Origin of the sequence: Streptomyces sp. NK15101 (assembly GCF_020400725.1) — a bacterium.
In the GTDB taxonomy this organism is placed as follows: Bacteria; Actinomycetota; Actinomycetes; order Streptomycetales; family Streptomycetaceae; genus Streptomyces.
Map to the genome: position 1 here is coordinate 1 of NZ_JAINVG010000081.1, position 21,199 is coordinate 21,199.

The 21,199-nt window shown below is 72.6% G+C and carries 24 protein-coding genes; 15 read left to right on the plus strand and 9 right to left on the minus strand.

Annotated elements, in window-relative coordinates:
• Window positions 1-240: 240 nt before the first annotated feature.
• Complete coding sequence (gene soxR / locus K7G60_RS30765; protein ID WP_225804253.1) at window positions 241-717, minus strand: redox-sensitive transcriptional activator SoxR; 477 nt, start codon at window positions 715-717, stop codon at window positions 241-243.
• Window positions 718-843: 126 nt separating this feature from the next.
• Here soxR and K7G60_RS30770 point away from each other — a divergent pair, with 126 nt between their 5' ends.
• The gene (locus K7G60_RS30770) at window positions 844-1,305 is read left to right on the plus strand and encodes a MaoC family dehydratase (RefSeq protein ID WP_225804254.1); all 462 of its coding nucleotides are present in this window, start codon (window positions 844-846) and stop codon (window positions 1,303-1,305) included.
• Here K7G60_RS30770 and K7G60_RS30775 read toward each other — a convergent pair.
• From K7G60_RS30775 to K7G60_RS30785, 3 genes are all read right to left on the minus strand, one after another.
• Entirely contained in the window at window positions 1,296-1,922 is a 627-nt protein-coding gene (locus K7G60_RS30775; protein ID WP_225804255.1) for a TetR/AcrR family transcriptional regulator, read from the minus strand. The two genes, K7G60_RS30770 and K7G60_RS30775, sit on opposite strands and share 10 nt — an antisense overlap.
• Window positions 1,923-1,982: 60 nt before the next feature.
• Window positions 1,983-2,270, minus strand: a complete 288-nt coding sequence (locus K7G60_RS30780; protein ID WP_225804256.1) for a YiaA/YiaB family inner membrane protein — start codon at window positions 2,268-2,270, stop codon at window positions 1,983-1,985.
• 72 nt (window positions 2,271-2,342) lie between these two features.
• Window positions 2,343-3,494, minus strand: coding sequence for an acyl-CoA dehydrogenase family protein (locus K7G60_RS30785; protein ID WP_225804257.1), 1,152 nt, complete (start codon window positions 3,492-3,494; stop codon window positions 2,343-2,345).
• 61 nt (window positions 3,495-3,555) lie between these two features.
• Here K7G60_RS30785 and K7G60_RS30790 point away from each other — a divergent pair, with 61 nt between their 5' ends.
• The 4 genes from K7G60_RS30790 to K7G60_RS30805 all read left to right on the plus strand — a co-directional run bounded on the left by K7G60_RS30790 (window position 3,556) and on the right by K7G60_RS30805 (window position 6,953).
• A complete protein-coding gene (locus tag K7G60_RS30790; protein WP_225804258.1) occupies window positions 3,556-4,251 on the plus strand; it encodes a TetR/AcrR family transcriptional regulator in 696 nt (231 codons plus the stop codon).
• Between the two features lie 18 nt (window positions 4,252-4,269).
• Window positions 4,270-4,965 (plus strand): helix-turn-helix transcriptional regulator, encoded by a 696-nt coding sequence (locus K7G60_RS30795; RefSeq protein ID WP_225804259.1) that lies wholly within the window; start codon window positions 4,270-4,272, stop codon window positions 4,963-4,965.
• Between the two features lie 168 nt (window positions 4,966-5,133).
• Window positions 5,134-6,048 (plus strand): DMT family transporter, encoded by a 915-nt coding sequence (locus K7G60_RS30800; protein WP_225804260.1) that lies wholly within the window; start codon window positions 5,134-5,136, stop codon window positions 6,046-6,048.
• Window positions 6,049-6,263: 215 nt separating this feature from the next.
• Entirely contained in the window at window positions 6,264-6,953 is a 690-nt protein-coding gene (locus tag K7G60_RS30805; protein ID WP_225804261.1) for a TetR family transcriptional regulator, read from the plus strand.
• Here the strand turns inward: K7G60_RS30805 and K7G60_RS30810 are convergent.
• Complete coding sequence (locus K7G60_RS30810) at window positions 6,936-7,604, minus strand: TetR/AcrR family transcriptional regulator (protein ID WP_225804262.1); 669 nt, start codon at window positions 7,602-7,604, stop codon at window positions 6,936-6,938. The two genes, K7G60_RS30805 and K7G60_RS30810, sit on opposite strands and share 18 nt — an antisense overlap.
• A gap of 122 nt (window positions 7,605-7,726) precedes the next feature.
• Here K7G60_RS30810 and K7G60_RS30815 point away from each other — a divergent pair, with 122 nt between their 5' ends.
• The 10 genes from K7G60_RS30815 (at window position 7,727) to K7G60_RS30860 (ending at window position 16,602) form a co-directional block, all read left to right on the plus strand.
• Window positions 7,727-8,665 (plus strand): DMT family transporter, encoded by a 939-nt coding sequence (locus K7G60_RS30815; protein ID WP_225804263.1) that lies wholly within the window; start codon window positions 7,727-7,729, stop codon window positions 8,663-8,665.
• Window positions 8,666-8,731: 66 nt separating this feature from the next.
• A complete protein-coding gene (locus K7G60_RS30820) occupies window positions 8,732-9,532 on the plus strand; it encodes an MBL fold metallo-hydrolase (protein ID WP_225804264.1) in 801 nt (266 codons plus the stop codon).
• Window positions 9,533-9,569: 37 nt separating this feature from the next.
• A complete protein-coding gene (locus tag K7G60_RS30825; RefSeq protein ID WP_225804265.1) occupies window positions 9,570-10,271 on the plus strand; it encodes a DsbA family protein in 702 nt (233 codons plus the stop codon).
• A 217-nt stretch (window positions 10,272-10,488) separates the two neighbouring features.
• Window positions 10,489-11,667 (plus strand): aminotransferase class I/II-fold pyridoxal phosphate-dependent enzyme, encoded by a 1,179-nt coding sequence (locus K7G60_RS30830; protein ID WP_225804266.1) that lies wholly within the window; start codon window positions 10,489-10,491, stop codon window positions 11,665-11,667.
• Complete coding sequence (locus K7G60_RS30835; protein ID WP_225804267.1) at window positions 11,657-12,193, plus strand: DUF6190 family protein; 537 nt, start codon at window positions 11,657-11,659, stop codon at window positions 12,191-12,193. The genes K7G60_RS30830 and K7G60_RS30835 overlap by 11 nt, the downstream gene beginning before the upstream one ends.
• A gap of 25 nt (window positions 12,194-12,218) precedes the next feature.
• Window positions 12,219-13,025: a dihydrodipicolinate synthase family protein gene (locus K7G60_RS30840; RefSeq protein WP_225804268.1), complete on the plus strand. Its 807-nt coding sequence runs from the start codon at window positions 12,219-12,221 to the stop codon at window positions 13,023-13,025.
• Entirely contained in the window at window positions 13,022-13,906 is an 885-nt protein-coding gene (locus K7G60_RS30845; protein WP_225804269.1) for an iron-containing redox enzyme family protein, read from the plus strand. Before K7G60_RS30840 ends, K7G60_RS30845 begins: the two co-directional genes overlap by 4 nt.
• Entirely contained in the window at window positions 13,903-14,214 is a 312-nt protein-coding gene (locus K7G60_RS30850; RefSeq protein WP_225804270.1) for a Rieske (2Fe-2S) protein, read from the plus strand. Before K7G60_RS30845 ends, K7G60_RS30850 begins: the two co-directional genes overlap by 4 nt.
• The gene (locus tag K7G60_RS30855) at window positions 14,211-15,671 is read left to right on the plus strand and encodes a cytosine permease (protein ID WP_225804271.1); all 1,461 of its coding nucleotides are present in this window, start codon (window positions 14,211-14,213) and stop codon (window positions 15,669-15,671) included. Before K7G60_RS30850 ends, K7G60_RS30855 begins: the two co-directional genes overlap by 4 nt.
• A 4-nt stretch (window positions 15,672-15,675) precedes the next feature.
• The gene (locus tag K7G60_RS30860; RefSeq protein ID WP_225804272.1) at window positions 15,676-16,602 is read left to right on the plus strand and encodes a PDR/VanB family oxidoreductase; all 927 of its coding nucleotides are present in this window, start codon (window positions 15,676-15,678) and stop codon (window positions 16,600-16,602) included.
• Between the two features lie 50 nt (window positions 16,603-16,652).
• On the opposite strand, the gene K7G60_RS30865 is transcribed toward K7G60_RS30860, so the two are convergent.
• From K7G60_RS30865 to K7G60_RS30880, 4 genes are all read right to left on the minus strand, one after another.
• Complete coding sequence (locus tag K7G60_RS30865; protein WP_225804273.1) at window positions 16,653-17,732, minus strand: Zn-dependent alcohol dehydrogenase; 1,080 nt, start codon at window positions 17,730-17,732, stop codon at window positions 16,653-16,655.
• A gap of 20 nt (window positions 17,733-17,752) precedes the next feature.
• The gene (locus K7G60_RS30870) at window positions 17,753-19,144 is read right to left on the minus strand and encodes an aldehyde dehydrogenase family protein (RefSeq protein WP_225804274.1); all 1,392 of its coding nucleotides are present in this window, start codon (window positions 19,142-19,144) and stop codon (window positions 17,753-17,755) included.
• 499 nt (window positions 19,145-19,643) lie between these two features.
• Window positions 19,644-20,417 (minus strand): class F sortase, encoded by a 774-nt coding sequence (locus K7G60_RS30875; RefSeq protein ID WP_225804275.1) that lies wholly within the window; start codon window positions 20,415-20,417, stop codon window positions 19,644-19,646.
• Window positions 20,404-21,096: a hypothetical protein gene (locus K7G60_RS30880; RefSeq protein WP_225804276.1), complete on the minus strand. Its 693-nt coding sequence runs from the start codon at window positions 21,094-21,096 to the stop codon at window positions 20,404-20,406. Before K7G60_RS30880 ends, K7G60_RS30875 begins: the two co-directional genes overlap by 14 nt.
• Between the last annotated feature and the right edge of the window lie 103 nt (window positions 21,097-21,199).

Sequence of the window (21,199 nt, forward strand, 5' to 3'; positions counted from 1 at the left end):
AGGACTTGTCCGCCGGGGCATCTCGGTCGGCTCCAGCACCGTGCGGGCACATCAGCACGCTTCCGGCGCCCGCACCGGCCCACCGCCGGTCCCCGCCCCAAAGGGGCCGCGGCGGCAGAACACCAGGACGAGACGCCGTTGCAGAGCCTCGTCGCCCGCCTGGTGGAGGTGGTGCAGGAGGTGAGGGCCGGGCGACATCATGCACGTTCCCTCACGGGCGGATGACCGGTCGGACAGCTCCTAGTCCGTGGCCTTCTTCTGGCGGCGCACCGGAAGGAGCCGGGAGCCGGCCATCTCTTCGCCGAAGCGGTCGTCGGGGTTGGACAGGACGCAGGTCTCCAGGGAGAGGCAGCCGCAGCCGATGCAGTCCGTCAGGTGGTCACGGAGCCGGCCCAGCTGTTTGATGCGCTCGTCGAGCTCGGTGCGCCAGGCCCCGGAGAGCCGGGCCCAGTCCTCGTTCGTGGGCGTGCGCTCCTCGGGGAGCTGGGCCAGCGCCTCCCGGATGGTGGCCAGGGGGATCCCGACCCGCTGCGCAGCCCGGACGAAGGCGACCCTGCGGAGCGTGTCGCGGCCGTAGCGGCGCTGGTTTCCGCTGGTGCGGCGGCTGCGGATGAGCCCTTTCGCCTCGTAGAAGTGCAGGGCGGAGACGGCGGCCCCGCTACGGGCGGAGAGCTGGCCGACGGTGAGTTCGTGGATCTTCTCTGGAATATGCGGCACCCGGAAAACCCTACTGGTGCGCCGGCGGCGGCCGTTGACAGCGCCCCCCGTACCCCACATGCTGAGCAAGCGCTTGGACACCGACCATCGGGTATGCCGTACGAGTACGAGAAGGAACGAGGACACATGGCCGAGCCGAGGATCTTCACCTCCGCCGAGGAGCTGCGCGCGGGAGTGGGCGAGCAGCTGGGGCACAGCGACTGGCTGGAGATCGACCAGAAGCGGATCGACCTCTTCGCGGAGGCGACCGGGGACCACCAGTGGATCCACGTGGACCCGGAGCGCGCCGCGACCGGCCCCTTCGGCACGACGATCGCGCACGGCTACCTGACGCTGTCCCTCCTGCCGCTGTTCGTCCCGCAGGTGCTGCGGGTCGAGGGCATGAAGATGGGACTCAACTACGGGACGGAAAAGGTGCGCTTCCCCGCCCCCGTCCCGGTCGGCTCGCGCCTGCGCGCCACCGCGGTCCTGACGAAGGTCGAGGAGGCGGGCGGCGGCGTGCAGGTGACGGCGGCGGTGACCGTGGAGCGCGAGGGCTCCGACAAGCCGGTCTGCGTCGCCGAGTCGGTCTCCCGCTACTACTTCTGAGCGCCGACCATCCTGAGGACGAGGTCGGCGTAGAGCACGCCGATCTCGTCGGCCGTCCGGCGGCCCTGGGTGTTGAACCAGCGCGAGACGTCGATGCAGAGGGAGAGCACGGCGACCGCGGTGCCGGACACGTCGAGGACGTCGAACTCGCCCGTCGCCGCGCCCTCTTCGAGGATCCGGCGCACGGTCGCGTCGGACTCGCGGCGCAGCTCGATGATCTCGGCGCGGTGCTCGGGACCGAGCGCGTCGAGCTCGTACTGGACGACGCGCGCGGTCGTGTGGCGCTCGGCGTGCCAGCGGACGAAGGAGCGCACGGCGTCGGCGAGCCGCTCGGCGGCGGTGCCGTCGCCGTCGGCCGCGGCCCGGAGGATCTCCAGGGCCTTGTCGTGGCCGATGCGGCTGATCCGGTGGAGCAGCTCTTCCTTGGTCTTGTAGTGGATGTAGAGCGCGGCGGGGCTCATCCCGGCGCGGCCCGCGATGTCCCGGGTGGTGGTGGCGTGGTAGCCGCGCTCGGCGAACGCCTCGACGGCGGCCACGAGCAGCCGCCGGGCCGCCTCGGGCGTGACCTCGTCCCAGGGCATGGCCTCGCCCCCGGACTTCTCCTCCGCCGCGCTCATCCCACACTCCTTCTCGGTCCCCGTCAGGACGAACACCATACAACGAGGGTGAGCAAGCGCTTAGAGCTTCTGGAAGGGGTCGTGCTCGGCGAGGAGCTTCTCCAGGCGGGCCTGGTCGACCCGGCTGACGATCTGGCCCGCCTCCTGGCGGTCGCGGACGACCTTGGCGAGGGTGAAGGCCGAGGTCGTGAGGTAGAGGACCGAGACGGCGAGGAAGGCCCGCACCCAGCCGCTGGCGTCGAGCTGGTAGATCCCGATGGCCACGGCGGCGATCGCGACCCCGAAGGAGATGACGGCCTGCATGTAGTAGGCGGCGGTGTTCTGCTGCTTGACCGGTGTGTCGCTCATGTCGCACACCATCCGGCGGATGTGGCCGTCGCCACATCCGCCGGCGTACTCAGTCCCGTACCCATGGGGTACTCAGAAGGCCGAGACCCCGGTGAGCGCCCGGCCGATGATGAGCTTCTGGATCTGGCTGGTGCCCTCGTAGAGGGTCATGACGCGGGCGTCGCGCACCAGCTTCCCGACGGGGTACTCGTCGATGTAGCCGTAGCCGCCGAAGACCTGGAGGGCGTTGTTCGCGGCGCGGACGGCGGCCTCGGAGGCGTACAGCTTGGCCTTGGAGGCGGCGGTGGCGAAGTCCCGCCCCCGGTCGATCAGGTCGGCGACCCGCCAGGTGAGCAGCCGGGCGGCGTCCACGTCGACGGCGATGTCGCTGAGGAGCTCCTGGACCAGCTGGTACGAGGCGATGGGCTTTCCGAACTGCTCGCGCTCCCCCGCGTACCGCACGGCGGCGTCGAGCGCGGCCTGCGCGATGCCGACGCAGCCGGCGGCGACCGACATGCGCCCCTTGGCGAGGGCGGACATGGCGACGGCGAAGCCCTTGCCCTCGGGGCCGAGCATGGCGTCCGCCGGGACGCGGACGTCCTCCAGGACGAGCTCGGCGGTGGCCTGGCCGCGCAGACCGAGCTTGCCGTGGACGGGCCGGCGGGTGAGGCCGGGGGCGTCGGCGGGCACGAGGAAGGCGGAGATCCCCTTGTGGCCGGGGGCGCCGCCGGTGCGGGCGAAGAGCAGCACGACGTCGGCCCAGGTGCCGTTGGTGATGAACATCTTGCTGCCGTTGACGACGTACGCGTCGCCGTCCCGAACGGCGCGGGTGGCCAGGTTCCCCGCGTCGGAGCCGGTGCCCGGCTCGGTGAGGCCGAAGCAGCCGAGCGCCTCGCCGGCGGCGAGCCGGGGCAGCCACTCCCGCTTCTGCTCCTCGCTGCCCCAGGAGGCGATCGTCTTGGCGACCAGCCCGAGGGAGACGGAGACGATGCCGCGCACGGAGGAGTCCCCGCGTCCCAGCTCCTCGGTGACGAGGCAGTACGCGAGGTGGTCGCCGCCCGAACCGCCGTACTCCTCGGGGATCGTGAGCCCGAGGAAGCCGACGGCGCCGAGCTTCTTCACGATGGCGCGGTCCACCTGCTCGGCGCGGTCCCACGCGACGGCGTGCGGGGTGACCTCGCGCGCGACGAAGTCCTCGGCGAGCCGCCGTACGGCCTCCTGCTCCTCGCTCAGTTCCAGATTCATGCGGTGCCACCCCACTCGGCCATTTAATTACCACTGCTAGTTTTTCTGGTGCGGGCCTACTATGTGCGCCATGGCCCGACCGCGCAAGCCCCTGCTCAGCCGAGAACGCATCGTCGAGACGGCGGGCGCGCTCGTGGACGCGGAGGGCCTCGCGGCGCTCTCCACCCGGCGGCTCGCCGCCGAACTCGGCGTGAGCGGGCCCTCGCTCTACAACCACTTCCGCACCAAGGACGAGATCCTCGACGCGGTCGCGGACGCGGTGAGCGCGAAGATCGACCTGTCGATGTTCGCGGAGGAGGACGGCCGGGACTGGCGGACGGCGCTGCACGACTGGGCGGTCTCCTACCGCGCCGCCCTCGCCGACCACCCGCACATCGTCCCCGTCCTCGCCCAGGGCCCCGGCCGCCGCCCGGCGGGCCTGAAGGTCGCCGACGCCGTCTTCGGCGCGATGGTCCGCGCGGGCTGGCCCCCGGCCCAGGCCACCTCCATCGGCGCGCTGATGCGGTACTTCATCACCGGCTCCGCCCTCGGCTCCTTCGCCCGCGGCTTCGTCGACGACGAGACGGCCTACGACCCGGCCGACTACCCCCACCTCGGCCAGGCCCACCTCCTCGCCGAGCGCCGCCAGAAGGTCGACGAAGGCGCGTTCGAGACGGGCCTGCGGGCGCTGCTCGACGGCCTGCGGCTGCAGTACGAGGCGGTCCCGGCCCGCCGGTCCGCGACCGCGCACGACGGTTCGGCCACCGCCGAAGCGTGAGTGCGGCAGGCTCGGCCCATGGCAGCCAGTGATCTCGCCGCGCTCGCGGCGCTCTTCGCGGACGAGAGCCGCGCCGCGTTCCTGCTCGCTCTGCTCGACGGGCGGGCCTGGACCGCCGGAGAGCTCGCCCGGCACGCCGGGGTGGCGCCGTCCACCGCCAGCGAGCACCTCGGGAAGCTGGTGGCGGGCGGGGTGCTCGCGGAGGAACGGCAGGGCAGACACCGGTACGTGCGGCTCGCCGACCCCGGGATCGCCCATCTCGTGGAGGACCTGGCCGCCCGGTCCGAGCCCGAGGTGCCCGTGCCGCCGCGTTCGCTGCGCGCCGCGAGCGCCGGGCAGGCGATGGCGCGCGGCCGGACCTGCTACGACCACCTCGCGGGACGGCTCGGCATCGCGATCGCCGACGCGATGACGGAGCGCGGACTGCTGCACCAGGACACCGGGTTCGCGCTCACGGACCGGGGCCTGGCCTGGTTCGACGAGCAGGGCATCCCCCTCGCGCGGAAGGGGCGGCGGCCCGTCGCGCGCGGCTGCCTCGACTGGACCGAGCGCCGCCCGCACCTGGCGGGACTCGCGGGCGCCGCGCTGTGCCGGCACGCGCTCGACGCCGGGTGGTGCGTACGGATCGGGTCCGAGCGGGCGGTGAAGGTGACGCCGGAGGGCGAGACGGCCCTGCGGACCGGCCTCGGCATCCCGGCGACGGCCCTGCGCTGAGGGGGCGGTACGAGGCCGGGGCCGGCGCCCCTCGGCCCCCTCTCCTGGCTACGGTCCCGCCCCTCGCCCCTCGGCCCCCGGCCCCGGCCCTCGGCCCCCGTCCCCGGCCTCGTATCGCCCCCCGATATTGCGGTGAGCGCCGAACGGTCCACCGCCTACGGTCGGGGCATGCAGAAGCAATCCTCCCGGCTCGCGCTCGCCGCCGCCGGTGTCACCGTCGTCCTGTGGGCCTCCGCCTTCGTCTCCATCCGCAGCGCCGGGGCGGCCTACTCCCCCGGCGCGCTCGCGCTCGGCCGGCTGCTCGCCGGGGCGCTGGTCCTCGGGGCCGTGCTCCTGGTGCGGCGGGAGGGACTGCCGCCGCGGGCCGCCTGGCCGGGGATCGTGACCTCGGGGCTGCTCTGGTTCGGGGTGTACATGGTGGTCCTGAACTGGGGCGAGCAGGAGGTCGACGCGGGCACGGCGGCGATGGTGGTCAACATCGGGCCGATCCTGATCGCCCTGCTCGGCGCGCGGTTCCTCAAGGAGTCGCTGCCGCCCCGGCTGCTGGCGGGCATGGCGGTCTCCTTCGCGGGCGCGGTGACGGTGGGACTGTCGATGTCCGGCGGCGGCTCCGGCGGGCACGCCTCCGTGCTCGGCGTGGTCCTCTGCCTGCTCGCGGCGATGGCGTACGCGGGCGGGGTCGTGGCCCAGAAGCCGGCGCTCGCCCACGGCAGCGCGCTCCAGGTGACGACCTTCGGGTGCCTGGTGGGGGCGGCGGCCTGTCTGCCCTTCGCCGGGCAGTTGGTCGAGGAGGCGGGCCGGGCCCCGCTGTCGGCGACCCTGAACATGGTCTACCTGGGGGTGTTCCCGACCGCGCTCGCGTTCACGACCTGGGCCTACGCCCTCGCCCGTACGACCGCGGGCCGGATGGGCGCGACGACGTACGCCGTGCCCGCGCTCGTCGTGGTCCTCGCGTGGGTGTTCCTGGGCGAGCTGCCGGGACTGCTCACGCTCGCCGGGGGTGTGCTGTGTCTGGCGGGCGTGGCCGTATCCCGCTCCCGGGCGCGGGCCGCCGTGACCGCCGGAACGGCTGAATCCACCTGACAGGGCATACCCCCGGTTCCGGTCAGTTCGTGGGCGGCCCGTGCGGGGCGGGCGCCCGCGACCTGGGAGGAAGACGCGCGTCAAGCCCCCAGTTCCGGCCGGACGGGAGAGAAGCCACGTTTCACCGCTTCCCGGCCGGATAGCTTCGAGTCGGTCACAGGCGCGGGCCCGAACATAACGCTCCGACGCCTTCTCGAAAGCCCACGGGGGAGCTCATGGCGATTCAACAGCGGGCGGAGCGGACGAGACAGGAGATCCTGTCGTCGGCCGCGCGGGTGTTCGACAGGATGGGTTACGAGCGGGCGTCCCTCGCCCGGATCGCGGGTGAGGCACGGGTGACCACCGGCGCTCTCGTCTTCCACTTCGCGACCAAGTCCGACCTGGCGACCGCGGTGCGCGGGCGGGCCCGTGCGGTCACCCGGATCACCGTCGAGTCGGCCTGCCTGTCCATGGAAGGCGTCGGCGGCACCGCGATCGACAAGCTGATGATCACCACCCACGCGCTGATCCGGCTCTTCGAGACCGATCACGTGGCGCGGGCCGGGGAGCGCCTCGCCCGCGAGCTGCCGTCGACCGACCCCGGGCCCGGGCAGGAGTGCCCCTGGCGGCGCGAGGTGGGCCGTCTCGCGCGGTACGCGGCGGCGGAGAAGGCGCTGCGGCCCGGTGTGGACGCGACGGTGGTGGCGGCGCTGATCGGCTACGTGATCACCGGGGTCGAGCTGGAGATGCGTCACCCGAGCACGCCTGCAGACGCGCCCTGGCCCGCGGAGAGCGGCGCCCTGCACGATCCGGCCGAGGAACGGCTGCGCCGCATCTGGGAGCTGATCCTGCCGGGCCTCGTCCACCCGGCCGCCCCGGCGCCGTCGAAGGAGCCCTCGAAGGGCAGCTCAGCGACCGCCTCCTGATTCGAGCAGCCGGCGCGCGAAGGCCGTCAGTGAACGTCCGATGCGCTCGGCCGACAGGCCGAGCTGGTGCCGCTGGAACTGGAAGAGCTCGGGCGACAGCGGACTGAGCGCGATGTCGATCAGGGGGTCCGGGTCCTCGACCCCGTGGTCGACCAGCAGGGTCCGGACGTGGACGCGCCAGAAGCCGTACGCGCCCGTCCTGAAGCGCGCGGGGCCGGTCTCCGCCCCCAGTGCCAGCGGCAGGTGCCGTTCGAGCAGATCGAGCATCGCCAGGTAGAACGCCGCGAGCCGCTCCCCGGCCGGTGCGCCGGGTCCGAGCGGCGGCGGTCCGTAGATGAGCTGCCCCTGCAGCCGGCGCTCGTGCTCGTCGAGCAGTGCCACGGCGACCGAGGACGGATCGGGGAAGCTCCGGTACAGCGTGGCGCGGCCGACGCCCGCGGCCTTGGCGATCCGGTCCATGGTGACCGACCGCGGGTCCTGTTCGGCGAAGAGCTGCTCGGCCGCCGCCAGGATCTGGGCGCGGTTGCGCTCCGCGTCCGCGCGTCTGCGCGGCGCGACCGGCTGTTCGTCCGCGGCCTGCAGATCACCGAGGAGACCGCCGACCCGGTGCACGGGGGCGGCTCCCCGACCTCGCTGCTCTTCCTCGCTCATGGGCCAGACCTTACTTCCCCCGGGGCTAAGTGGACACCTTGTCCGTTTGCCATGTTGCATGGCATGCTAAACGGACTCAGTGTCCACTTATCCGCTCGCCATCCCGCCCCAGGGAGATCCAGATGCACACCGCGCTCCTCGCCGCGGCCCTGCTGGTCGGCTGCCTCCTGGCCGTCCAGGCCTCGGTGAACCTCCAGCTCAACTCGGCCGTCGGCACGCCGTACGGCGCCTCGACCATCCAGCTCGGCGTGGCCACCACGCTGCTCGTCGTGCTCGCGGTGGCCGCCGGTGCGCTCGGCGCGCTCGGCAAGCTGCCCGACGTGGAGGGGTGGCAGCTGCTCGGCGGACTCGCCAGCCCCCTCTACATCACCAGCGGCATCCTGCTGTTCCCGCGGCTCGGCGCCCTCGCCGCCGTCGGACTCTTCGTCACCGGCCAGATGTTCGCCTCGCTCGCCCTCGACCTCTTCGGCCTGCTCGGCCTGGAGCAGAAGGACCTGAGCGCCGGCATCGTCCTCGGCGCCCTCGCGGTCCTCGCGGGCATCGTCGTGATCATCCGGGGCATGAAGGCCGCGGCCCCTCCCGGCGCCCCCAAGATGTCGAGCGCCGGCCGCGTCGGCTGGCTCGCCCTCGGCATCGTCGCCGGCGGTGTGCTGCCGGTCCAGGGCGCGGTCAACGCCCAGCTGCGCGCCCAGCTGAAGGAGCCCATCACCGTCGCCGTGATCAGCTTCGCCGTGGCGACCTTCACCATCGCCGTCGTCCTGCTCGTGCTCTACGCGACCCGGAGGACCCCGAAGCCCAAGATCGCCCCGCTGAAGAAGATGCCCTGGTGGGGCTGGCTCGGTGGCGCCTGCGCCGCCGCGTACGTCACCGGCACCTTCCTGCTCATCCCCACCATCGGCGCGGCCGTGACCATCGCCCTCACCGTGACGGGACAGCAGCTGACCTCCGCGCTGATCGACCACAAGGGCCTGTTCAAGCTCCCGCAGCGTTCCCTGACCAAGCCGCGCGCCCTGGGCCTCGCCCTGCTGATCGCCGGCTCCCTGACCATCCAGCTCGTCTGACCGGAGCCGGCGCCCCCGGGGCCCCCGGGGCCCCCGGCCCGCTCGGTGCGTCATGAAAGGTGACTCATGAGAACGTCCTACACCGCCGGGCCGGACATCCACGTCCTCCCCTCGGCCCTGCCCATCCCCGGCCTCGGCGACCAGCCGGTGAACGCCTTCCTCGTACGGTCCGGACAGCCGCTGCTCGTGGACACCGGCATGCCCGTCGACCGGGAGGGCTTCCTGGACTCCCTCTGGTCGCTGATCGACCCGGCCGATCTGCGCTGGATCGTCGTCACCCACGACGACCGCGACCACACCGGCGCGCTCGGCCGGATCCTCGACGCCGCGCCGCACGCGAAGGTGCTCGCCAACGCGATATCACTGACGCGAATATCGGAAGAGTTCAGCATTCCGCAGGAACGGGTGGTGACCGCGAACCCGGGAAGCCGGATGAAAGTCGGCGACCGCGAGCTGAGCTTTCACCGGCCGCCCACCTTCGATTCACCCGGAACCCTCGCCGTGTTCGACCATTCCGATGGAACGCTCTACAGCTCCGACAGCTTCGGCACCGTCGTCGAAGAAATTCGCCAGGACTTCACCGACCTTTCCGAGAAGGAATTCTTCCACGGCTTCGAGGTCCTGAACCGTGCGATAGCCCCGTGGACCGCGCTGGTCGACGAGGCGAAGTTCCTCCGGCCCGTGCGCGAGCTGGCCGCGCTGCGTCCCGCGCGGCTGCTCAGCGCCCACGGGCCGACCGTCGAGGAGAGCGCCGTGCCCCGGCTCTTCGAGGCGATGGCCCGCATCCCGTCCCTGCCCGCCTGGCTGCCGGACGCCGACCTCGACCTCGAGGCGGCGCTCGACGCCCACGAGTCCAGCGCCGGCTGAGCCCCGCTCCGCCCGCGCACCCGAACAGAGGAGAACCATGTCCGACCCGACCACCGCAGATCTGACCCCGCCACGCGGAGTCGTCACCGTCTTCTCCGACATCTGGTGTTCCTTCGCGCACATCGCCATCCACCGGCTGCACGCCACCCGGGCCCGCCTCGGCCTGGAGGAGCAGGTCTCCTTCGACCTGCGCGCCTTCCCGCTGGAACTGCTGAACGACGCCCCGAGCCCGCGCCCCGGCACGGACAGCGAGGTCGCCCGGATGGCCAGCCTGGAGCCGGCCGCCGGCTGGCAGCTGTGGCAGGCCAAGGACTGGCTGTACCCCTCGACGACGCTGCCCGCCCTGGAGGCGGTGCTCGCCGCGAAGGAGCAGAGCCTGAACGCCTCGGAGCAGCTCGACCTCGGACTCCGCCGGGCCTTCTGGGCCGAGTCGCGCTGCATCAGCCACCGCAAGGTGATCCTGGACGTGGCCGCGGAGACGGGCGCCGTCGACGTCGACGCCCTCACCGAGGCGCTGGACGACGGGCGGGCCCGCCGGACCCTCGCCGACCAGGCCGCGCTGTCCAGGAGCGACCGCGTGAACTGCAGCCCGCACCTGTTCCTGCCCGACGGCTCCGACCACGCCAACCCCGGCATCGACGTGGGCTGGGAGGGCGCGTACGGCATCGGCTGGCCGGTCATCGCCTCGGACGACCCGAAGGTGTACGAGGACATCCTGCTGCGGGCGGCCACCGAATAGTCGAAAATCCGCCGCCGGCGGCCGAATACAGAGAACGACGGCCAGGCATTCCATTCGTGGAATGCCTGGCCGTCGTTCCTTTTTCCCTTCCGCAGAACATCGCGGTAATTATTAATTGCGTGACCCGGCCGTTATTCGCAAGGCCGCTCGAAGCTCCTAAAGTCTTTTACGCCGCCGGAATTCCGGACGAGTTTCGTATCGACAGCGGGAGTTCTTCATGTCGTTGACCGACAAGGCAGACGTCAGCACCTTCGTCGACCTCACCCAGCACGAGATCGAGGCCCTGAAGACCCGGTTCAACCTGGCCGACGCCCACACGCACCAGCGTCAGTCCGTCTCGCAGGAGCGGATCGTCTCGCGGCTCCCCGAGCTCTGGCACGAGTCGGAGACGAAGCAGCAGGCGCACTTCGAGCGCCAGTTCGTCGACGCCTTCTTCCGCCTGCACCAGCAGCCCACCGCCCGGGCCATGGACCGCACGCTCCTCTCCTACTCCGCCAGCGTCTCGACCATGGTCGCCGGCATGTTCCTCAAGCAGCGCGGGATGTCGGTGCAGCTGGTGGAGCCCTGCTTCGACAACCTGGTCGACCTGCTGCGCAACATGCAGGTGCCCCTCGGGCCGGTCGACGAGTCGGTGCTGCACGACAAGGACGCCATCTACGAGCGCCTGGTCGAGCAGATCCACGCGGACGCGATCTACCTGGTCGACCCCAACAACCCGACCGGCTTCACCCTGCTCGCCGAGAAGCTGGAGGGCTTCCGCGAGGTCGTCCGCTACTGCGTGGACCACGGCAAGGTCCTGGTGATGGACTTCTGCTTCGCCTCCTTCGCGCTGTGCGACGAGGGCATCGGCCGCGTCGACATCTACAAGCTCCTGGAGGAGTCCGGCGTCACCTACATGGTGATGGAGGACACCGGCAAGACCTGGCCGATCCAGGACGCCAAGTGCGCCATGATCACCTCCAGCCGGGACATCCAGGAGGAGGTCTACAACCTCCACACCAGCGTCCTGCTCAACGTCTCGCCGTTCGTCCTCAACATGGTCACGCAGTACATCGAGGACTCCATCGAGGACGGCTTCGCCTCCGTCCGCGACATCATCAAGACCAACGGCGACGCCGCCCGCGCCGCCCTCGACGGCACCATCCTGGAGTTCCAGGAGCCGGTCGTCGGCACCAGCGTCGCCTGGTTCCGCATCAAGCCGGAGCACCTGACCGCCACCCAGCTCCAGGCCGTCCTCTTCGACGAGGAGGTGTACGTCCTGCCGGGCACCTTCTTCTACTGGAACACCAAGGAGAAGGGCGAGCGCTTCATCCGCCTGGCCCTGGCCCGCGAGCCCGAGGTGTTCGCCGGCGCGATGGAGCGGATGCGGAAGGTGCTCGAGCGCTATGCGGCCTGACACCACCCCCGAAGCGGCCGGCCACGCCCCCGCGGTGTTCGTCGACGCCACGCTCTTCATGGGCATGCACAGCGAGGACGACGCCGTCCGCGCCGGCGCCAAGGCCTTCTTCGCCGGCCGGCTGGCCGCCGGGGAGGCCGGCCGGGTCCTCATGAACTGGGAACAGGTCGGCCGCTGCGACGACCTCGTGTGGGGCTACGAGCGGAAGATCCAGGACGAGTACTACCCGTTCATGGACGTCCTCCACACCGACCTGGCCATCGACCGCGTCCCGTACGACGAGGACGACCTGCGGCGGGCCTTCACCACCCCCGCCCTCGAGGGCCTGCCCACGCACGAACGCCTGCTGCTCGCCCAGGTCATCGGCCGGGGCGGCACGCTGCACACGGCGAGCCCCCGGCTGCTCCGGACGACCGGCCTGCCCGTCGTGCCGGTCGGCGCCGCCGCGGAGGCCTCGTTCCCGGCGTACCTGGAGGACCTCTACCGGCGCTCGCTGGTGCTGACGGTCGACTCCGACAACCTCTGAAGACCTTCCGAAGGGCACCCCACTCATGCCTGACACCTACTCCGGGACCGTCGTCCCGCTGATCACCCCCCTCGACGAGCACGGCACCGTCGACGAGCAGAGCGTCGTCCGGCTCCTGGACCACGTCCGGGCCGAGGTCACGGGCCTCATGCCGGCCCTGACCTCCGGAGAGGGCTGGAAACTCGATGCCCGGCAGTGGCAGGACGTCGTCACGTACGCCGTCAAGCACGCCGACGGCCTCCCCGTGCTCGCCGGGATCCAGCTCCCCGACACCGCCTCGGTGATCGACCGGGCCCGCACGGCCGCCGAGATCGGCGCCGACGCCGTCGTCGTCACCACGCCCTTCGGCGCCGACGTGACGCAGGACCAGATCGTCGAGCACTACCGGGCGATCCGCGCGGCCCTCGACATACCGATCTTCCTCTACAACGAGGAGGCGCTGTCGGGCAATCGCATCGAGTTCGAGACACTTGTCCGGATCTGCGAGGAGATCCCCGGGATCGTCGGCATCAAGGAGTCGAGCGGCGACGCCGCCTTCACCCGCAGGATGGCCGAGGCCGGCACCGGCATCCCGGTCTTCGAGGGCTGGGAGAACCTCCTCGTCGACGCCCGCGGCATCCAGGGCTTCATCGGCCCGCTGGCCAACCTCGAACCCGCCCTGTGCAACGCGATGCTGGTCGACCCGACCCCGGACCGCCAGGCGGAGATCAACGCCGTCTGCGAGCGGTACGGCGTCTTCCGCGACGACTGGTACCGGTGGGTGAAGAAGGAGCTGCACACGCGCGGCGTGATCTCCTCCCCCACCACGCACGAGGAGGCGAAGGCGGCATGAGCACCACCTCCGCCTCCCCCGTCGCCGGATCCTCCGTCCCGGTGGCCGCGCACTCGGTCGCGGCCCCGGCCGCGACCTCCCAGCGCGAACTCCACGCCCTCTACCGGCGGGTGCCCAACCTCGGCGACTACGGCTCGATGACCGCGATCGAGGAGCGGTGGATCCTGCCGAAGGCGCGGGCCCACGAGGCCTCCGCCCCCCGCTTCGGCTCGGCCGGCGAACTGCTCCAGGCGCTCAAGGAGTTCCTCGCCGAGGAAGAGGCCTCCCTCCCGGAGAGCGCGGTCTTCCTCGCCGAGCACGCGACGCTCGACCAGTTCAAGGTGGTCGTGCGGCAGTTCGCGCTCGACGGGCTCACCGAGTCCGAGTCGCTGCTCCCGGTCGTCCCCCGGCTGCCGTACCGCTCGGCGATGGCGGTCTTCCGGGTCCTCATCGACGAGCTCGGCTGCGGCAACGAGGAGAAGGCGCACTCCCAGCTCTACCGGGACCTGCTCACCGAGCTCGGCATGAGCCTGGAGCTCGACGACTACCTCGACGAGACGTCCCCGGAGTGCTACGCGTACGTCAACATGTTCCACTGGCTGGCGAGCCGGGCGCCGTCTCCCCAGTACTTCCTGGGGGCGTACGCCTACTTCGAGACCAGCGTCCTGTACGCCTTCCAGAGCTTCGCCCGGGCGGCGAAGCGGCTCGGGATCGTCCACGACGCCTACTACACCGAGCACCTGTACATCGACTCGTACCACAGCAACCACATGCGCACGGCGATCCGCGCGCTCGACGAGCCGGACCTCGCGAAGATCTGGGCGGGCGTGCGGCTGGCCTCCGACATCGTCGGCGAGGCCACGGAGGCGGCGATCGCCCGGGCGCGGGAGACCGTCGCATGACGGCCGTGTCCGCCGGGCGGCAGGGCTCCGGCGAGCCCGTCGTCCGCCAGGTGACCGAGGACCTGGTCCTGGTCGAGGTCGGCGGCCGCAAGGTCCTCGCCGCCGCCGTCTGCCCCCACCGCGGGGGCCGGCTCAAGTACGGCAGGGTCGACGGGGACAGGCTGCGGATCACCTGCCCCCTGCACCACACGACCTTCGACCTGACCAACGGCGAACGCACCTCGGGGGCGGCCTGCGCCGCCCTCCGGGTGGTCGACGTGCTGCCCGGCCAGGACCGCCCCGAGGAGCTCGCCGGGGGCGCCTCGTGACCACCACACCGACCGGGGCGGCGTCCACCGCGACGCCGCCCCGTGCGGCGGCCGACCACGACGGCATCGCGCCGGTGCCCGACGCGGAGCGCACCTCGACGCCGGCCGACTTCGGCTGGATCTGGCCCTCCGCGCAGTTCTCGTTCGGCACGGTGGTGCTCGGCGCGCTGCCCGTGGTCTTCGGTCTCGGCTGGTGGGCGTCGGCGAGCGCGATCGCGGCGGGCGTCGCCGTCGGGACGGCGCTGCTGGCACCGCTGGCCCGGTTCGGCGTCCGCACCGGCACCAACGATCCGGTGGCGAGCGGGGCGCACTTCGGGGTGCGGGGCAGGGTCGTCGGCAACGTCATCACGGTGGTGACGGCGCTCGGCTTCTTCGCGATCGCGGTGTGGACGGGCGGCACGGCCGTCATGGTCGCGGGGCACCGGCTGCTCTCCACTCCGACGGGCCCGGGCGCGCTGACCGTCGCGATGTTCGTGACGGCGGCGGCGGTCGCTCTGGTCGCCGTGCGCGGCCACGAGACGCTGGTCCGCACGTACCGGATCACGGCGGTCACCGGCGGGGCGGTCCTGCTCGGCACCGCCCTCGTGCTCGCCCCCCGCTTCGACGCCGGGTACTCCGGATACGCGGACGGGACCCTGGCGCTCGACAGCACCCTGCACACGTGGCTGCTCGCGGCGACCGCGTCCGCGACCGTGCCCCTGTCGTACGCCACCTTCCAGGGCGACTACACCCGCTACATGCCCGCCGGCACCCCCACCGGCCGGGTGGTGCGGGCGAGCGGGATCTCGATGTTCCTCAGCAGTCTCGCGGCGCTGCTCACCGGCGCGTACGTGACGACGCTCTTCCCCGTGCCCGACGAGCCGTGGCTGCAGGGCCTCACGGACGCCGTGCCGGGCTGGTTCGCGGTGGCCGTGGTGGTCTTCGGTTTCGCGGGCACCCTGCCGCAGGCCGGGCTGTGCCTCTACGCGGCCGGGCTCTCCGCCAACTCGGTGTTCTGGCGCGCCTCGCGGGCCGCCGTGACCACGGTGGTCGCGCTGCTCGCGGCGGCCGTGCTGTACCTCGGGGCGGTGGTGTACGACGCGATGGACGCCATGTCGGCGTTCGTGACGCTGCTCCTCACGGTCGTGGCCCCGTGGGCGGCCGTGCTCTCCGTCGGGTACGCGTTCCACCGGGGCCGGTACGACGCGGAGGCGCTGCGGACGTTCACCACGGGCGGCGGCGGACGGTACTGGTACACGGGCGGGGTCAATCCGAGGGCCGCCGCGGCCTTCGCGGCCGGTGCCTTCGTGGGGGTGCTGTGGGTCAACAACCCGCTGTACACCGGCCCGTTGACCGGCCTCACCGGCGGCGTCGACCTGAGTCTGCCGGCCTCCTTCCTGGTCGCCGCCGTGCTGTACGGGGCGGTGTGCCGGGTGTGGCCGGAGCCGTTGCTGCCGCCGTCACGAGTTTCGAGGTGATGCCATGTCCGTGCCGACGAGCCGGCTGACCGTCCGAGCGGTCGCCGAGGAGGCGGAGGGCGTCCGGGGGCTGCTGCTCGCGGATCCCGACGGCGCCGAGCTCGCGCCGTGGGAGCCCGGCGCGCACCTGGAGGTGACCCTGCCGTCCGGGGCGGTCCGGCACTACTCGCTCTGCGGCGACCCGGCCGAGCGGCGCACGTACCGGATCGGGGTGTTACGCGAGCCGACGGGCCGGGGCGGTTCCGAGGAGATCCACACCGCCGTCGGCGAGGGCACGGTCCTCGGGGTGCGGGGTCCGTTCAACCGCTTCCCGCTGGTGCCCGCCGAGCGGTATCTGTTCGTCGCGGGCGGCATCGGCATCACCCCGCTCCTCCCGATGGTCCGCTCCCTGCCGCCCGGCTCGTGGTCCCTGCTGTACGGCGGCCGGAGCCTCGCCTCCATGGCGTACCGCGAGGAGCTCGCGGGGCTCCCCGGGGTCACGCTCGTCCCGCAGGACACGGCGGGGCTGCCCGACCTGGACGGCGTCCTCGCCGGGCTGCCGGCGGACACGGCCGTGTACTGCTGCGGCCCGGAGGGGCTGTTGCGGGCGGTGGAGGAGCGGTGGGCGGGACCGCTGCACATGGAGCGGTTCGGTGCGGCGCCGGTGGAGGGGCCCTCCGGCGAGGGCGGTTTCGAGGTCGAGCTGCGGCGGACCGGGCGGACCCTGCGGGTGGAGCCCGGCCGGACCCTGCTCGACACCGTGCGCGAGGTGGTGCCGGGTGTGGCGTACTCCTGTGAGGAGGGCTGGTGCGGCACCTGCGAGACGAAGGTGCTCGCCGGGACGCCCGAGCACCACGACTCCGTCCTCGGCGAGGACGAGAAGGCCTCGGGGACGACGATGATGATCTGCGTGGGCCGCTCGCGCGGTGCGCGCCTCGTCCTGGACCTGTGACGGCCGGACCCGCACCGGTTCCGGCCGGTGCGGGTCCTCGGCGCGTCGGGTCAGAAGACGACCAGGGCGCGGCCGCCCTTGCCCGCGAGCATGTTCTCGAAGGCGCCCGGGATGCCCTCCAGGGCGATCCGCTCGGTGACGAGGGCGCCGAGGTCGAGCCGGCCCGCCCGGATGTGCCCGGCGAGCACCGGCAGGTCCTCGGCCGGGTTCGAGTTGCCGTAGACGCAGCCGGCCAGGGTGCGGCCCCAGTGGAAGATCTCCAGGGCGTTGAAGGTGACCTGCTGGTCCTTGCCGCCGATGCCGACGACCGTGGTGCGGCCGCCGCGCCGGGTGGACTCCCAGGCGGTCCGGATGGTGACGGCGCGGCCGACGCACTCCACGGCCACGTCGACGCCCTGGCCACCGGTCAGCTTCCGGACGTCCTTGGCGGTGGTCCCGGAGGCGACGACGTACTCGGTGGCTCCCGCCGCGCGTGCCAGCGCCTCCTTCTCCGGGGAGACGTCGACCGCCACGATCGTCGAGGCGCCCGCGATCCGGGCGGCCTGGAGCGTGGCGAGGCCCACCCCGCCGACGCCGAAGACGGCGACGGTCTCGTCCTTCCGGACCCGGGCCGAGTGGTGGATCGCGCCCCAGCCGGTGAGGACGGCGCAGCCGAGGAGGGCCGCGTCGGTGAGCGGCACCCCCTCGGGGACGGGCAGGACGCAGTTCGCGGCGACGACCGTCTCCTCGGCGAAGGCGGCGACGTTGAGGCCGGGGTGGAGGTCCCTGCCGTCCTCGGCGCGGGCGTGGACGTTCGCGGCGCCGGTCAGGGCGTTCGCGCAGAGCCAGACCTCGCCGAGCGCGCAGGGGTGGCAGCTGCCGCAGGACGGCGCCCAGTTGAGGACGACGCCGTCGCCGGGGGCGACGTGGGTGACGCCCTCGCCGACGGAGACCACGGTGCCCGCGCCCTCGTGGCCGAGGACGGCCGGGACGGGCACGCGCATGGTGCCGTTCGCGAGGGAGAGGTCGGAGTGGCAGACCCCGGCGGCGGCGAGCCGGACCCGGACCCGGCCGGGTCCGGGCTCGGGGAGTTCGATGCCGGTGATCTCCAGCGGAGAGCCGACGGCGGGCAGGACGGCGGCGCGGATCACGCTCGTTGCTCCTTTCGCGCTCAGAACTGGAGGGACTTGGTCTGGAGGTACTCGGCGAGGCCGTGCGCGCCGAGCTCCCGACCGACGCCGGACTGCTTGTAACCGCCGAAGGGGGCCAGCGGGTTGAAGCGACCGCCGTTGATGTCGACCTGACCGGTGTCCATGCGGCGGGCGAAGGCGACGGCCGCCCCGGGCTCGCCCCAGACGGCCCCGGCGAGGCCGTAGACGGTGCCGTTGGCGATGGCGAGGGCCTCCTCCTCGTCCTCGTACCGCAGGAGCGAGACGACGGGGCCGAAGATCTCCTCCTGGGCGATGGTCATGTCGGGGGTGACGTCGGCGAAGACGGTCGGGGAGACGTAGTAGCCGGTCTCGCGCGGGGCCTCGGGGCCGCCGGCGACGAGCCGGGCGCCCTCCTCGATCCCCTTCTCGATGTAGCCGCGGACCCGCTCCTGCTGCTTGGCGTTGACCAGGGGGCCGACGCGCTCGCCGGGGACGTACTTGGCGACGGCCTCGGCGGCGAGCGCCACCGCCTCCTCGTACCGGTCGGCGGGGATCAGCATCCGGGTCCAGGCGCTGCACGTCTGGCCGGAGTTGGACATGACGTTGGCGATGCCGACGGCGACGGCCCTGGGGAGGTCGGCGCTCGGCAGGATCACGTTCGCGGACTTGCCGCCGAGTTCGAGCGCGACCCGCTTGACGGCGCCGCCCGCGAGGGCGCCGATGCGGCGGCCGACGGCGGTGGAGCCGGTGAAGGAGACGAGGTCCACGTCGGGGTGCTCGGCGAGCGCCTGCCCGGCGACCGGGCCGAGACCGGTGACCAGGTTGAAGACGCCGGCCGGGATGCCCGCCTCGTGAACGGCCTCGGCGAAGAGCTGTGCGGTGAGCGGGGTGTCCTCGGCGGGCTTGAGGACCGTGGTGCAGCCGGCGGCGAGGGCCGGGGCGACCTTGGCGACGATCTGGTGGAGCGGGTAGTTCCAGGGGGTGATCGCGGCGACGACGCCCACCGGCTCGGCGTAGACGGTGGAGTTGCCGACCTTCTCCTCGAAGGGGTGGGTGGCGGCGAGTTCGGCGTAGCTGCCGGCGACGGCGATCGGCAGTCCGGCGTGGACGGCGGCGGCGAGCTGCGGCGGGGCGCCGAGCTCGGCGGTGACGGTCGCGGCGATCTCCTCCGCGCGGGCGGCGAGCGCGTCGCGGAGGGCGGCGATCCGCGCTCCGCGCTCGGCGGGCGGGGTGGCCGCCCAGCCGGGGAGCGCGGCGCGGGCGGCGCGCACGGCGGCGTCGACGTCCTCGGCGGTGCCCGCCGGGACGTGGCCGATGACCTGCTCGTCGGCCGGGTTCAGCACGGGGATGGTGGCCGTGGAGGAGGCGGGACGCCATTCCCCTCCGATGTACATCGCGTCGTGGGCCTTCATCCGCTGTCTCCTCAGGTGGCCGGTACGTCGTCCGACCCAAACTAGCGCTGATAGTTTTTGGGCGCCAGATCCCTTCGGAGTGCCTCGGGTCTCACCCGGGCGGCACGACCCGGGCCACTCCCACCGGGCGGCATGCTCCGGGCTCGGCCGGCCGCGCGCTCCGGGCCTGCCCGGCGACACGTCCCGAGCCCGGCCGGCGGCATGCTCGGGCCTTGCCCGGCGGCATGCCACGGCGCCGCTCGATCGTGCCGCCCCCGCCCACGCCCTGTCCACGTCGGTCCCGTACAGCCGTACGGCGCCGGAACTGGTGGAATCCCACTTGCCCGGGGCGCTCGACGCGCCTGCGACGGTCCGCGCCGCGGGGCTCCGGACCGGAACGGCCCCCGGCTCGGAACACGACACACGCCCCGGTCGACGGAGCGGCTGGATCCGTCGACCGGGGCGTGGGTTCGTGTGCGGTTTCGACCGCTCGGGGGCTGCGGGGCTCGGGACCGGGCGGTCAGATCTTCTGGGCGATCTCGGTGAGGTGGGCGAAGACGACGATGTTCGCCTCGTACCCCTTGCCCCGGTCGAACGCTCCGCCGCAGGTGAGCAGCCGCAGTTCGGGCCGCCCGGTGTCCCCGTACACCTCCTTGTCGGGGAAGTCGTCCTTGGCGTACGTCCGGACGCGGTCGACCGTGAAGACGGCGACCTTGCCGTCGGCACGGGCGACCCGGACGGTGTTGCCGGCGCTGAGCGAGTTGAGGTTGAGGAAGACGGCGGGCCCGGTGCGGGTGTCGCGGTGGCCGACGACGATGGCGGTTCCGCGCTCGCCGGGGGCGGGCCCCTTGGCGTACCAGCCGGCGAGACGGGGGTTGTCGACGGGCGGCGTGCCGAGCTTTCCGCTGTCGTCGAGGCCGAGTTCGATCACGGGGGCCTCGACGGTGATGGCCGGAACGGCAACCGTGACGGGACGCGAACGGGCCAGCGGTGCGGGTGGGGGCGCGGGCCGCGGCGAGGGCGTGGCCTTGGGCGGCACCCGGGGCTTCGCCTTGCGTTCCGGCTTCGGCGTGCGTTCCGGCTTCGCCTGGTGTTCCAGGGCGGCGGGCGCTCCGGCGGCCGCCCCGGCCCGGCCGTGGGCGGCCGGGGTCGCGGCGAGCGGCGGGTCGGCCGGTTCCCCGTCACCGGCCCACCAGACGCCCCCGGTCACCAGGACCACGGCCACCGCCGCGGTCCTGGCGAGCCGGAGCAGGCGCCGCTGCCTGCGGGTGAAGCGGGACCTACGCGGCGCCATTGTCGCGGCGGCGCGAGCGGCGGATCAGGACCAGGCCGGCCGTACCGGCGAGGCCGGCGGCGACGGCCGCCCCGACGCCGAAGGCGGAGGAGTCCTCGGCGGCGAGCTGAGCGCTGCCGCCACCGCCGGCGCCGACCGGGCCGTGCGGGGGCTTGCCGTGGCCGTGACCGTGACCCCCGCCGTTGCCGCCGTTGCCGTTACCGCCGTTGCCGTTGCCGCCGTTGCCGTTGCCGCCGTTGCCGTTGGGCTCGCAGTTGCTGATGACGTTGAAGACCTTCGACTTCGGTGCGCCGAGCTTGCCCTCCCACGTCCACTCGACCTTGTACATGCCGATCGGCAGCTCGATCGGTCCTGCGGCCCCGTCACCGTTGGTGTTGAGGGGGACGGTGCCGGCCCTCAGCGGGTTTCCCGGGTTGTTTCCGGGCGGGCCGGGCTGCGGGTAGATCGCGTAGTCGATGCTCGGCAGGCCGTCGAAGTTGAGAGCGGCGAGGCGGAAGGGACAGTCGACGCGGGGCTCGTTGACCGGGCTGGTGTCGGCCGTGGTCGACTGGTGCACCTTGACGTCGCCGTCGTCACCGGGTGCGGCGAAGGCCGCCGGTGCACCCCCGAGGGTGGCGGCGGTGAGCGCCATGGTGGCGAGGGCCGCTCGGAACAGCGCGCGGGTGGGGGGTGTCGTCATGGGGAAGGTCCTCCAGTCGTGAACTCATCGGGCGCTTGCTGCGATAATCCGACTATCTGTCACAAACTGGGCACGGAGGGTGGCGACCCGGCGCGCCACCCTC